At 73.0% G+C, this 13,160-nt stretch carries 8 protein-coding genes and 1 pseudogene; 4 read left to right on the forward strand and 5 right to left on the reverse strand.

The window, feature by feature from the left end; genetic code table 11:
• Positions 1-103 precede the first annotated feature (103 nt).
• From sepH to AC559T_RS25040, 3 genes are all read left to right on the forward strand, one after another.
• On the forward strand, positions 104-2,383 hold the full coding sequence (gene sepH / locus AC559T_RS25030; RefSeq protein ID WP_498870280.1) for a septation protein SepH: 2,280 nt from the start codon (positions 104-106) through the stop codon (positions 2,381-2,383).
• A 156-nt stretch (positions 2,384-2,539) separates the two neighbouring features.
• On the forward strand, positions 2,540-2,740 hold the full coding sequence (locus AC559T_RS25035) for a DUF7455 domain-containing protein (RefSeq protein ID WP_020458878.1): 201 nt from the start codon (positions 2,540-2,542) through the stop codon (positions 2,738-2,740).
• Between the two features lie 155 nt (positions 2,741-2,895).
• The gene (locus tag AC559T_RS25040) at positions 2,896-4,014 is read left to right on the forward strand and encodes a YihY/virulence factor BrkB family protein (RefSeq protein ID WP_373693983.1); all 1,119 of its coding nucleotides are present in this window, start codon (positions 2,896-2,898) and stop codon (positions 4,012-4,014) included.
• 76 nt (positions 4,015-4,090) lie between these two features.
• On the opposite strand, the gene AC559T_RS25045 is transcribed toward AC559T_RS25040, so the two are convergent.
• The 3 genes and pseudogenes from AC559T_RS25045 to AC559T_RS25055 all read right to left on the reverse strand — a co-directional run bounded on the left by AC559T_RS25045 (position 4,091) and on the right by AC559T_RS25055 (position 8,088).
• On the reverse strand, positions 4,091-5,755 hold the full coding sequence (locus AC559T_RS25045) for an LCP family protein (protein ID WP_498870281.1): 1,665 nt from the start codon (positions 5,753-5,755) through the stop codon (positions 4,091-4,093).
• A gap of 727 nt (positions 5,756-6,482) precedes the next feature.
• Positions 6,483-7,486: pseudogene (locus AC559T_RS25050) on the reverse strand (CaiB/BaiF CoA transferase family protein).
• Complete coding sequence (locus tag AC559T_RS25055) at positions 7,453-8,088, reverse strand: CoA transferase (RefSeq protein ID WP_498870282.1); 636 nt, start codon at positions 8,086-8,088, stop codon at positions 7,453-7,455. The pseudogene AC559T_RS25050 and the gene AC559T_RS25055 overlap by 34 nt, the downstream one beginning before the upstream one ends.
• On the opposite strand from AC559T_RS25055, the gene AC559T_RS25060 reads away from it, so the two are divergent.
• The gene (locus tag AC559T_RS25060) at positions 8,087-9,493 is read left to right on the forward strand and encodes an aminopeptidase P family protein (protein WP_071061332.1); all 1,407 of its coding nucleotides are present in this window, start codon (positions 8,087-8,089) and stop codon (positions 9,491-9,493) included. The two genes, AC559T_RS25055 and AC559T_RS25060, sit on opposite strands and share 2 nt — an antisense overlap.
• Before the next feature lie 257 nt (positions 9,494-9,750).
• Here the strand turns inward: AC559T_RS25060 and AC559T_RS25065 are convergent, their stop codons facing one another.
• Both AC559T_RS25065 and AC559T_RS25070 read right to left on the reverse strand, forming a co-directional pair.
• Positions 9,751-10,092 carry a histone-like nucleoid-structuring protein Lsr2 gene (locus AC559T_RS25065; protein WP_006542630.1) on the reverse strand — a complete coding sequence of 114 codons (342 nt, stop codon included), beginning with the start codon at positions 10,090-10,092 and terminating at the stop codon, positions 9,751-9,753.
• Between the two features lie 2,205 nt (positions 10,093-12,297).
• Positions 12,298-13,125 (reverse strand): ABC transporter ATP-binding protein, encoded by an 828-nt coding sequence (locus tag AC559T_RS25070; RefSeq protein ID WP_498870283.1) that lies wholly within the window; start codon positions 13,123-13,125, stop codon positions 12,298-12,300.
• Between the last annotated feature and the right edge of the window lie 35 nt (positions 13,126-13,160).

The raw sequence follows: 13,160 nt of genomic DNA on the forward strand, positions 1-13,160 counted from the left end.
CGGTTTCGCGCGCACTCGTGCGCCGGTGCGCCCTCGGGGTGTCCGACAGGGCACCCCGCACGCTCGGCCGCACGGCAGGAGATCGACGGGAGGAGAAGGCGCCATGCGCGAGCTGCGGGCGGTCGCACTCAGCGAGGACGGCGGTTATCTCGTGCTCGCCGACGCCGCCGGGCGCGCGGATGCGGAACAGTTCCGCGTCGCGGTGGACGATCGGCTGCGCGCGGCGCTGCGCGGAGCCCGACGTAGTGAAGTACGCGCGGAAAGCGCGCTGACCCCCCGTGAGATCCAGGCCCGACTTCGGGCCGGTGAGACCGCCGCCGACGTCGCGCGGGCCGCGGGCATCCCGGTGGAGCGGGTCGAGCGCTACGAGGGGCCGGTGCTGGCCGAACGCGCCCGGGTGGTCCAGGAGGCGCGCGCCGCGCTGCTGCCCAAGGATCCGGGCGGGGTGCCCGGCCGTCCCCTCGGCGAGGTGGTCGACGCACGGCTGCTCAGCGTGCAGGACGACCCGGACACCGCCCAGTGGGACGCCTGGCGCCGGGTGGACGGGATCTGGCTGGTCCAGCTCACCTCGGACAGCAGGTGCGCCCGGTGGACGTGGGACCCGGTGGTGCGCCGGGTGCGCCCGCACGACGACGCGGCCCGGGCGCTGGTCGCCCCCGAATCGGCGGAGCCGCCCGCCCCGCAGCCGGCGCAGCCGCCCGTGCGCGCCGCCGGCCCGGCGCTGACCCTGGTGCACGACCAGGGCGCGGCGGCCACCTACCCGACGCAGTCCGCGGCCGGTGGACCCGGCCAGCAGCTTCCGGGAACGCAGCCCTCGACGGCTCCCCCCTCGGCCTTCCCCGCTCCGGCGGCTGTCAACGGGACGGGCTACCTCCCCAGCGCGGCTGCGCCGGGGTACGGGCCGTCGCCGGCCCAGGGGCCCGCGGGTGAGTCTCCGGACCGCCGCCCGGCCGAGCGGGCCGGCGACGACTACGCCACGGACCACACCACTCCTGACCACGGGGCGCCCGACTACGCGACCCCCGGCTACGAGAACACCGGCTACGAGAACACCGGCTACGAAGCCTCCGGCTATGGAGGCTCCGCCCAGGAAGCCGCCGGCCAGGACGCCGCGACGCGGGCGAACACGGGGCAGGGAGCCGGCGGCCACGGCACCTCGCCGGACCAGGCTGGCCCGGACGAGTACCAGGGCCCGGTGGCCGCCCCCACCGCGAGCCGTACGGCCGGCGCGGCGCGGCGCGGCATGCCCGGTGCGTGGCCGGCGGCCCAGGGTGGGGCCCCGGGCCTGTCCGGGCGGCACAGCGGCGCGGGAGGCCGGCGCACCACGCCCCCGAGCCGGTTCGGCTCCCGGGAGCGGGCCGTTCCGCCGCCGACACCGGCGGCCGAGCCGAGGTCGCTGCCAAACCCGGATACCGAGTACTCCGAGGTGACCGCCACCGCCGTCGACGCGGCGGCGGCCAACGAGGCGGAGTTCGGCCACGCCGGCGCGGCTGACATGGAGTCCACCAGGACAGACCTGGTCGCGGTGGCCGAGGCGGCCCTCGCCCCGGCGCCGGAAGCGACCGAGCCCGGCATCCCGAGCGAGGACGCCCAGAACACCCCGGGCGGCTCGGCCGACCCGGAGGAGACCGTTCAGGCCGCGCACGCCGCCGGTCTGGACGAGGACGACGAAGACGACGACGAGGACACCGAGGACACCGAGGACGGCGGCGACCGGTCGGTGAGCGAGGCCGCGCCCGGCGGGGCCGGGCAGCCTGCGGCTCCCGCGCCGACAGGGCAGCCGGTGCTCCGACCGGCCGCGGTCGTGCCGCCTGCGGCCGCGGAGCCGGCACGGGAACCCACGACGCCGGTGGAGCGGGTGCCGCGCCGTCCGGCGGCCACCGCCGCCCGCCGGCCAGCTGTCGCCCGCACCGCTGGCGGTGCCCGTTCACTCGGGGCGCTCGCGGCAGCCGCTGAGGACCTGGACGGCGGCACTGCGGCCTCGGCGGCTCCGGCTGGTGGCGGCCGAGGCGCCGCTGCCCCGGGGCGCGGCGGAGCACCGCGCCGGCCGGCAGCGGGCCGGGCCACACCGGCCCGGGCCGAGGGCGGCCCGGCGGGCCGCCCCGCGCGCCCCGACTCCACCGCGGCGGAGCACTCCGCCGAGCCGTCCACCGCGGCCGACAGCGAGTTCGAGACCACGGCGGAGACCACCGCCGCCACGGTCGACGACACCGCCACAGAGGCCGCCCAGCAGGCCGCACGGGCCGCCCAGCAGGCCGCCGCGGGCAACCGCGGACGGCAGCCGGCGGCAGGTCGTAGCGGCGAACGTCCCGCAGGCGGTCGACGCGGACGCAAGTCGGTGCCAGCATGGGACGACATCGTGTTCGGCGCCCGCCGGCCCTAGGAGGGGGTCGAACCCGAGATTCGTCACCGGTCCGCCACGAGGAGGCACCGGGGGCGGAGGCCGCTCTGGATGCAACGACGCCGAGAGAGCCGGCTGTGAGTAAACCGTCACATGGCCAGGCGGAACGTCTGGCCGCTCAACACAGTTGGAGAAGGTGTGACAGGGACTACCACGATGCCGACGCTGACCAACCTCGACCGTTGCGACAGGTGTGGCGCCCAGGCCTACGTCCGGGTCGTTCTGCCTGGGGGCGGAGATCTGCTCTTCTGCCGCCATCACGCGAAGTCTCACGACTCCAAGCTCCGCTCGGTCGCAGTCGAGTACCACGACGAGACCGACAAGCTGAGCGTCTCCTGACACGACTGACTCCCGAGGGCATGCCATGATCACATGGCATGCCCTCGACTCGTCACCGGCCCGGTGTCGTGGCCACCGGGCCGGTACGACGACCATCATCCGGCGCAAGGACACCCTCACCGGAACCGCGGGCCGATAGTCATACGGTGGGGCGCGTGTCCACCACTGGGAACGATGCGGTGCCGGCCATGGCCCCCCCAGCGGGTGGACCTGGTCCGACGGCCCGCCCCGGCATGCGGGACCCGGCCCGGCGGGCGCTGTTGGCGCTGCGCTGGTTACGGGCATGCATGGGTGCCGGTGGGCCCGACCGCGGCGCGGCGGTGCGTGATCTTGCCCGCCGGCTGCTGCAACCAAGGTCATGGGTCCCCTGGGGGGCCCTGCGCCTGGCGCGGACGACCGTCGCGAACGCCTGGCGGCACCGTGTTCTCGGTCTCGCCGCCGAAGCCGGCTTCTGGCAGCTGCTGTCGATGCCCCCGCTGCTCCTGGCGCTGCTGGGCACGATCGGCTACATCGGGGACCTCCTCGGCGGCGACGCCCTCGACAACGTCCGCCTGAGCATCCTGGACGGCGCCGACAACCTGCTGACGGCGTCGGTGGTCGACGACACCGTCCGGCCGACGATCGACGAGATCCTCTCCCGCGGCCGCCCGGACGTCATCTCCATCGGTTTCGTGCTGTCGCTGTGGACGGGATCCACGGCGATGGCGACGTTCGTGAACACCATCACGATCGCCTACGGCCAGCGGGAGCTCCGCTCGGCGGTCCGCAGCCGCCTGCTCGCGCTCGGGCTGTTCCTGGCCCAGGTGGCGACGGGCGTCCTGCTGCTGCCCGCGCTCGTCCTCGGGCCCGGCCTGCTGTCGGACATGCTCAACTCCGGCCGTCACCCGGTGGTCGACGACCTGCTGAAGATTCTTTTCTGGCCGGTGGTCGGGGTGGTGTCGCTGGCGATGCTGACGACGCTCTACCACCTGGCGCTGCCCGTGCGGCGGTCCTGGCGCCGGGCACTACCCGGAGCGGCGCTCGCGCTCTTCCTGTGGCTGGTGGGCAGCTACCTGCTGCGGATGTACCTGGAGCTGGTCTTCAGCAACGAGCTGGTGTACGGCTCGCTCGGCGCGCCCGTCGCCGCGCTGCTGTTCTTCTACATCACGGCGCTGGCCGTGCTGCTCGGCGCCGAGCTGAACGCGGCGATCGACGAGCGCCCCCCGCGCCAGCGCCGCGTCCCGCGGCACGCCAAGGCCCGGCCAGACCGGCCGGGCTCGACTCCCCCACGTTAGGACTCAGCCCCCGCGGCACGACCCGGTCCCCCACAGCAGGGCCCGGGTCGTCCGCGACAGGGTTCGGCTCCCCGCGTCAGTAGGTGCAGCCCACCCCGCCGGACGGCTCGGGGGTGGCCTGGGCCAGGGTCACCGCGCCGCCCGCGGGCCGCCCGCCGGTGGCGCGCAGGTCCGCGGTGACCACCGAACCGTGGCCGGTACCGGACGCCGGCACGGCACCGGACGCCGGCACGGCACCGGACGCCGGCACGGCACCGGACGCCGGCACGGCACCGGACGCCGGCACGGCACCGGACGCCGGCACGGCACCGGACGCCGGCACGGCACCGGACGCCGGCACGGCACCGGACGCGGCCGTAGCGCCCACGGAGGCCGCCGAGGCCATCGAGGCCGCCGTCGAGCCGGACGGCGAGCCGGCGGGGTCGAGCGCGGGGGGCCCGGCGGCCTGCGGTGGGGAGCCGCCGATCCCGGCGAGCAGCGTCGTCAGCTCGTCGGTCTTCGCCACGAGCACGGACTGCCCGCCGGCCTGTGACGGCGTGGCCGGGACGGTCTCGAAGGTGACCCCACCGGTGCTGATGCCCTGCATCCGGACGGCGAGCAGGCGCAGATCGGTGAGCGAGGTGTGGTCGTCCAGGGTCAGCGCGGAGGTGGCCGCGTCCACGACGTCGAGCAGCTTGCGCGGGTTGAGCAGGGTTCCGGTGGAGGCGACCTCGCGGAACACCGCGCCGAGGAACTGCTGCTGGCGGTGGATGCGGTCGAGGTCGCTGCCGGGCAGGCCGTAACGCTGCCGGACGAAGGCCAGCGCCTGCTCACCGGTGAGCGTGTTGTTGCCGACCTGGCCGTGCCAGCCGGAATACCGGTCGTTGAGGTTGTCGAAGCCCTGCGCCTTGAGCTCGGGCGTCAGCTCCTTCACGCAGACGGTGACGCCACCGAGCGCGTCCGTCATCGCCTGGAAGCCCAGGAAGTCGATCTCGAGGTAGTGGTCGATCCGGATGTTGGTGAGCGTCTCGATGGTCCGGACCAGCAGGGACGGCCCGCCGTAGGCGAACGCCGCGTTGAGCTTGGACTTCTGCGCGTCGTGCTGGGTGCCGTCGGAGCCGGTGTAGCCCGGGATCTGCACCCACAGGTCGCGGGGGAAGGACACCAGGGTCGTCGAGCCGTCGGCGTCGAGGTGGGCGAGGATCGTGGTGTCCGAGCGCTGCCCCTCGGTCTGGCCGAACTCGCCCCCGGTGCCCGCGCGGGTGTCCGAGCCCACCAGCAGGATGTTCTGGGTGCCTCCGCCGGCGGCGGAGGGCCGCGCGGCCGAGTCGGAGAACGTGAGCTCGATGTGGTTCACCTTGCCGTCGTAGTGGCGCAGCACGGCCCAGCCGCTCGTGGCGACGACCAGGACGGCCACCGAGACGATGGCGGCCACCAGGGTCACCGTCCGGCGCACACCGCTCACCGGGCGGCGTGGCTCCTCCGCGGGCAGGTCCTCGCCCGGGGTGTCGTACGGCCCGCGCGGGCCGCCGTACCCGGGCCCCGGGCCGACCGGCGCGCGGTATCCGCCGGGCCCGTCGTTCGGGGCGGGCCAGGTCCGCCCGCCGTCGGTGGCGCCCGGCGGAGGCAGCCGGCGGGTGGGCGGGATCGGCGCGGGAGCCGAGCGGGGCTCGTGGCGCGGCCAGGCTCCCGCCGGCCAGTTCTCCTCGCCGGCGGCCGGTCGGTCCCGTGCCGGACGTCCCTGCACCGGACGTCCCTGCACCGGACGTCCCTGCACCGGGCGGTCGCGCCTGTCCCGCGCCGGGCGCTCCTGCGGCAGGCGGCCGGGAACCGGTGGACGGCCCTGGCCCTGACCTGGGTACCCGGGGCGGCCGGATCCGGCGCCGGGCGGTGGACGACGGCGGTCGCGCGGGTCCCGGCCGTCCGGATCGCCACTGTTCGGAGGCCAGGTCATGGCCACGTTCCCCTCGCTCACCCGCCGGGCACGAGGATCATCGTTCCCGGCGGTCCCGACAGGTTCACGCCGCAGACCGCCTGCCCGCCGCGCCGCCGGCCGCATCGAGGCGACGGCGGGGCGGTGGTCGGGATCTCGTCCGACGCTCACACCGGGTTGGCCGGTGCTGTACCACTCGGTACCCATCGGACCGCCGCGGCCAGCCCCCGGGGCCGCCGCCTGGGCGACCCGCGGACCTCCACGTCGGCCCATCACTGTTCTACCGGTGTTCCGCCGGCTTGCTCCGTTGTACCGGTATCTCTGCCGACATCCGACGGTGTTGCCTGTAGTCCGGCAGTCCGGTCGGTGCTGTCACCGCTTGTTTCGGGCCATCTGCGATATCGGGAACCGGGCTGCCCGTTCTGTCCCAGCCTCGCACGCTCCGGCGGGAGGCGGTAGCGACGGCAGGCCGACCCGCCGGCCAGGCCGATCAGCCGGGCCGGCAAGGCCACGCCGCGCCCGGCAGTCGGGACGGCCGGTCGGGCCGCGGGACGGGTCAGCCGGTGGCGGGGCCCGTGAACTCCGCCCGCACGGCGCGCCGTCCGCGTCGAGCGCGGGCGCGGGCGCGGGCGCGGGCGGCGGGACGTTCGAGCGGGTCCGGATATCCGGCGGCCTTGATGGGATTACCGGGCGGCGGGAGGCCGCCGGCCTCGATCACCATCCGGCGGGCGCTCGTCCGCGCGGAGTCGACCGCGGCCGGAACATCATTGATCGGACCACAGGGAACGCCCGCGGCCTGCAGTGCCTTCAACCAGTGGTCCGGCTCCTGCCGGCGCAGGGTCGCCTCGATCTCCGTCTTGAACGCTTCGCGTTCCCGGAGCCGGTCGCCGTTGGTGCGGAACCTCGGGTTGGCGGCGAGGTCGGGCCGCTCGACCACCGCGCACAGCCGGCCGAAGAGGTTGTCGTTGGCCGCGCAGATCATGATGCTGCCGCCCGCGCACGCGAACGTGTCAAAGGGGGCGATGGAGTAGTGGGCGTTTCCGATCCGTGGCGGAGTGACGCCGGTCGCGAGATATGACAGCGCGGCGCCCTCCAGCAGGGTGACCGTCGCGTCGAACATGGCAATCTCGAGATGAGTTCCGCGGCCGGTGGTGCTCCGGCCCTGCAGCGCGGCCCCGATGGCGCCGAAAGCGTAGAGACCGGCGGCCGGGTCCGCGATCGGAACACCCGGTTTGACGGGCTCCTCGCCCGGGCGTCCGATGATCGACACCATGCCCGAGGCCGCCTGCACGACGGAGTCGTATGCCGGCCACTCCCGCCACGGGCCCGTTTGCCCGAAGCCGGAGATGCTGACGTATATGAGGCGGGGATTGCGTGCGGTGAGCACATCGACGCCGAGACCCAGCCGGTCCATCACCCGGGGCGGAAGTTCTCGACCAGAACATCAGCCTGGTCGACGATCCGCAACAGAAGGTCACGGTCCGTCGTGTCCTTGAGATCCAGGACGACGGATTGCTTGCCACGGTTCACCCGCGCGAAGTACAGCGACCGGCCGTCCATGAACGGACCGTAGGTACGGGAGTCGTCCCGCCGCCCGGCCGTTCGACCTTGATGACCCGGGCACCGAGATCGGCGCACATCATCGTCGCGAACGGACCCGCCAAAACCCGGGTGAGATCGACGATGAGAAGTCCCGCCATCGGGCCGGCCGTGGTCGCCACGGCGAAGGGCGCTACCCGAGCACGGCGGAAGCGGCCTACCGTTAGCGGCATGAGTGCCCAGTCCCACCAAACACCAGCTTCACGCCCGGTCGCGGGGCGATCCCCCGGCGGTACGGCCGACGACGTCGCACACCGGACCACTCCCGCTTCGGGCGGCGCGGAAGTGGAACGCGTCGCATCTTCGCCGGACACCGGCACACCGGGGCTCCCGGTGCCCCCCGCCGTACCACCGGGGAAATCGATCCAGCCGGATCCGGAATCTCCGGAACCGACCATCGGGACAACCCGGGCACAGGAGCCGGCGGGGGTAACCATCACACCGGGGACTCCCCCCACCGTCGCAGACAGTCCGACGACGGAGGAACAAGCCGCGGACGAACCGGGCAGGACCGGACAGGCTAAGCACGACGAGGAACCCCACGCGGCCTTCAGGCGTTTCATGGCGAGCGGCTGGGCGCCGGTGGATGACACCGTCGCGGTGCGTGACGACTGCGCCCCTTACACCACGAAACGGCGCTCGCTTCTGGCCACCCGATTCCCCACCGAAGCGCTTGTCATACCAAGCGGCGGGCTACACGTCCGGGCGAACGACACCGATTACCCGTTCCGCCCCGGCAGTGACTTCTTCTGGCTCACCGGATGTCACGAACCGGACGCCGTCCTGATCCTGCATCCCACCGCTGCCGGCGACCATGACGCCGTGCTCTATCTCGCTGACCGATCCGACCGATCAAGTTCCGCGTTCTACACGGACCGCCGTTACGGCGAACTGTGGGTGGGCCCCCGGCCCGGTGTACGGGAGACCACAGCGGCTCTCGACATCGAATGCCGGCCGCTGCCGGAGCTTCCCGAAGCGCTGGCCCGTCTCGCGCCCGCCAGGACCCGCGTCGTGCGCGGGCTGGACGCCCGGGTGGACCGCGCGGTGAGCCGGTGGTCGCCGACCGGCTCGTCCGCCGACCGGGACGCCGCGCTGGCCGAGGTGCTGTCCGAGCTCCGGCTGGTCAAGGACGACTTCGAGATCGCCCGGCTGGACGAGGCGGTCGCGGCCACCGTGCTCGGTTTCACCGAGTGCGTGGGCGAACTCGGCCGCGCGGCGACGCTCCCCAACGGGGAGCGCTGGCTGGAGGGAACCTTCTGGCGACGGGCCCGCGTCGACGGCAACGACGTCGGATACGGCTCCATCGTGGCCTGCGGCCCGCACGCCACGACCCTGCACTGGGTCCGCGACGACGGCCCAGTGCGGCCCGGTGACCTGGCACTTCTCGACATGGGGGTCGAGGGCCGCTCGCTGTACACCGCCGATGTGACGCGGACGCTGCCGGTGAGCGGGCGCTTCAGCCCGCTGCAGCGCCAGGTTCACGAGGTCGTCTACCGGGCCCAGCAGGCCGGGATAGACGCGGTCCGTCCCGGCGCCGCCTTCCTGGATCCGCACCGGGCCGCGATGCGGGTGATCGCGCAGGCGCTGCACGACTGGGGATTGCTGCCGGCCACGGTCGAAGAGTCACTCAACGAGGATCCGAAAGCACCCGGGGCCGGCCTGCACCGGCGCTACACACTGCACTCCACGTCGCACATGCTCGGGCTGGACGTGCACGACTGCGCGCAGGCGCGCGACGAGACCTACCGCGACGCCGCGCTGGAGGCCGGGATGGTGCTGACGGTCGAACCAGGGCTGTACTTCCAGCCGGACGACCTCACTGTTCCACCGGAGCTGCGCGGGATCGGCGTCCGGATAGAGGACGACATCCTGGTCACGCCGGATGGAAGTCGGAACATGTCAGCCGCGCTCGCACGCTCGGCCGACGATGTCGAAAAGTGGATGGCCGGCGAGGCCGCCAGGCACTGAAACCACACAGGATCCAGCCGGCCGGCCGCCCATTTGACCGCCCCCGAGCGTAGTACGGTCGTCGGCCGGCAATCGGCGATCCGTGGTCCGGTTCCTGCCCATCGGTCGATCGATGGGCAGGAACCGGGACGCGATAAGATGATCACGTCTTCTTCGGCCGCCGGCCCGAGGAGACCCACCGGCTATCACGGTGGTACTCGGGTAGTACCAGGGTCAACCGCTCGGCGCGTCGACCCGGAAAGCAGTCGCGACCCGGCTCAGTGAGCCTTGTCGTACGCCTCTACGATGTTCGACGCGATACGGCCCCGGTCACTCACCGTGTAGCCGTTGCTGCGCGCCCACTCGCGAATGTCGGCGGTGCGGTCGGTTCCACCGGTACGCCGCGAAGCGGCCCGCGCCCCGCGACGGCCACTGGCCGCCCGGCCACCGGAACGGCGGGCAGCGGTGACGAACGGCGCCAACGACTCCCGCAACTTGGTGGCGTTCTTCTCCGACAGGTCGATCTCATACTGTGCGCCGTCCAGTCCGAACCGGACCGTCTCGTCGGCCTCTTCTCCGCTGAGATCGTCAATCAACGAGACGATGGTCTTCTGAGCCATGCCACTCTCCTTCAGGTCAGCGGACCGCAGAAACTTACGGGTCTAGTATTACCACGAGAAGACGGTGAACTGTCACGCCTGGTTCGTCGGACGCGCGAGGCAACCGCGACGATGGCGCAAGTCCCCTCCGTCTTGGTGGGCTCGTGGTGGGGTGTCGACCGCACCCAAAGGAGCGGATCGACATCGACATGATAGAGGGATGATCATGTTCTTCGAATCACACCTTCCGGTTCGAAACGTCGACCCACGAACGACTCCACCGCGCCGCCCGCCAACCCGACGGCGGCCCACCTCGGGGCGCAGACGCCGGTACGCGGACGAGCGGCCACCTTCGTACGCCTGGCGGATCGTTCGATTGGCAGCCAAACGAGGAGCCGTGCCTGCGGCGACTTTGGCCGCGCTCCGGCGCCGGGAACCCACCGCCGTGTTTGGCAAAGCCGACCCCGGCGCCCGGTGAGTACGCCGGATTCCGCCCCTGACGCTATGCACCCGACCGGAGCGGACTACCGGCTCACCTGGGTGGTGGACGCGGCGAACGTGATTGGCGCACGACCGGACGGGTGGTGGCGGGACCGCTCGGCTGCGGCCGACCGACTACACAGGGACATTCTCGTCTTGCTCGCCCGGACCGTTGGCCACCGCGATCGGGCCGATGGGCCGTCACGCGTCCTTCTTGTTCTGGAGGGTGCCGCCCGAGCGGGTGTACCGGCCGGCCCGAGCACACCGAAGTTCGTACCCCCCACGGTCGGTACGGGCGATATATCCACCGGACAGTCGGAAGGCCAGCCTCCGCTTGTGCCGCCGGAACTGAAGGGCCCGTTACCCGGAATGGCCGGCGAACCCCCACGACTCCTGGTGATCCACGCTCCCGCGGGCGGGGACGACGCCATCGTGGATGCCGTACGCACCACGGCGGGACCGACTCTGGTCGTCACATCGGATCGGGCACTGGGGGATCGTGTTCGCACCTTGGGCGCGCGGGTTGCCGGCTCCCGGTGGCTTCGGGATCGCCTCGACGAGGTCACCGCACCGAATCGCGAAAAATAACTATGTCAGGAATCACACCTATCTGAGAGGGAACTCCGCCCCGCCGAGCACGGCACTCCGGACGGATGGTGTCCGCCCGGCGCCGGGCGGCACAACTCCCGACAGACACAGAGCTCCCGACAGACGCGGAACTCCCGCCAGACACGGCTCCCGGGCGGTGGAGTCCCGCTGGAGATACGCCGCCGAACAGGGGAACCCCTCGGAGATACGTCTCCGAACGACGCGACCCTCGGGAGATGGGCCCAACGGGCCGCCGGGCCCCGGCGGGCGGGGCCGGCCGGTCGTCGGCGGAACCTGCCGGGCCGCCCGCGCGAAGTGGACTCAGCCGGGACGGAAGCAACCCCGATCGGGGGGTGCCGGCGGACAACCTCGGAAAGCCGCCGCAAAGGCCACAGGGACGCCCTGAGGGCCGCTACTGGCCCGCAGACACGGCCGCCGGGGACCCTGGACGGCGCGGGCGCGGCTGAGCCTCGGGCAGCCGAGATCCCGCCGGTGGCGGATCCCGGCAGATCCGCCACCGATCACCGAGCCCTCCGGCGGTGGCGCGCGCCGGCACGGCATCCGGTGGCGGTCCTGACACCTCCGGCACGTTCCAGGTAAAGCGCGCGGGTTTATATGCGGGCCGCGGCAGGTGCTGGTCGGCCCGTCGGGCGCCGAGCTGCCCCGACCCGCCCGACGCCGTTGGGCGCCGGCCACCCGCCCCGTCCGTGCCAGCCAAGCCGTCCGCGGCGTCCGGTATGCGCAGCTTCTATCTGATTTGACTGGTGCCTAACTGCTCCTCTGGAGAAGCGTGGCCGTTGAGTGAGTCCATGGACTCACTCAACGGCCACGCTTCGGCACGGCGGAGTCGAGGTCGGGGAGGGAGTGGTGGTTGGCCTGGCGTGAGCGCCCGTGTCGCACAGGGTCGACCTGTGTCGTGGTGCGCCGGGCCAGACACCGCCTTTGCGGATGACCGCGGCGCTGCCGAGGGCGCCTACCGGCCCAGGCATCTCGCGGCCGTTCTTTCTCCGCGCCCGCCCGCCCGCGCCGGCACGGCGCCGCGCCGGCGCCGAAACGCGCTCAGGCCCGTCTCGCGGACCGTTCCGGTCGGTCCTGCGGACCGTTCAGATCAGCTCTGAAGCGCTCGGGGTCAGCGCCGGGTCGGTCATCGTGGAGCGCTCAGGCCGGCGCCGGCGCCGGCGGGCGCGGGCGGGGGGCCGGAGCCGCCAGGCGGGCCGCGTACCGGCCCGCCGAGGACGTTATCTCCAGCGGAATCCCGAAACAGGCCGAGAGCCGTTCGGAGAGCATGACCTCCGCCACCGGCCCGGCGGCGAGTACCTGGCCACGGCGCAGCAGAAGCGCGTGCGTCACGCCGACCGGGATCTCCTCGACGTGATGGCTGACCAACACGGTGACCGGGGCGACCGGATCGGCTGCGAACCGGGTCAGCAGCCGCAGCAGGGCCTCCCGCGCGCCGAGGTCCAACCCGCCGGCCGGCTCGTCCAGCAGCAGGAGCTCGGGGTCGGTCATCAGCGCCCGGGCGATCTGGACCCGCTTGCGCTCCCCCTCCGACAGCGTGCCGAAGGTGCGCTCGACCAGGCCCCGGCAGCCGAACTGGCCGAGCAGGTCCGCGGCACGGCGCAGGTCGACGTCGTCATACGCCTCGTCGGCGCGGCCCAGCACGGACCAGCCGGCGGTGACGACGGCGTCGAGGACCCGCTCGTCGGGCGGCGGCGCGTCGGTGAGCACCGGACTGACGACGCCGACCCGGTAACGCAGGTCATGCAGGTTCACCCGGCCCAGGCGCGCGCCGAGAAGATCGACCGTGCCGGCGGTGGGGAACAGGCGGGAGGAGGCGATCTGCAGCAGGGTGGTCTTGCCCGCGCCGTTCGGCCCGAGCACCACCCAGCGCTCGCCCTGGTTCACCACCCAGCTCACGTCCCGCAACAGGTCAACCCCGTCGCGCCTGACCGTGACCTTGTCGAGGCGCAGCACCGCGTCCGGCATGGCGCTCACGTTACGCGAGGCGCGGCCCCGGCCGG

It is taken from the genome of Frankia sp. Hr75.2 (assembly GCF_949319125.1).
GTDB lineage: Bacteria > Actinomycetota > Actinomycetes > Frankiales > Frankiaceae > Parafrankia > Parafrankia soli.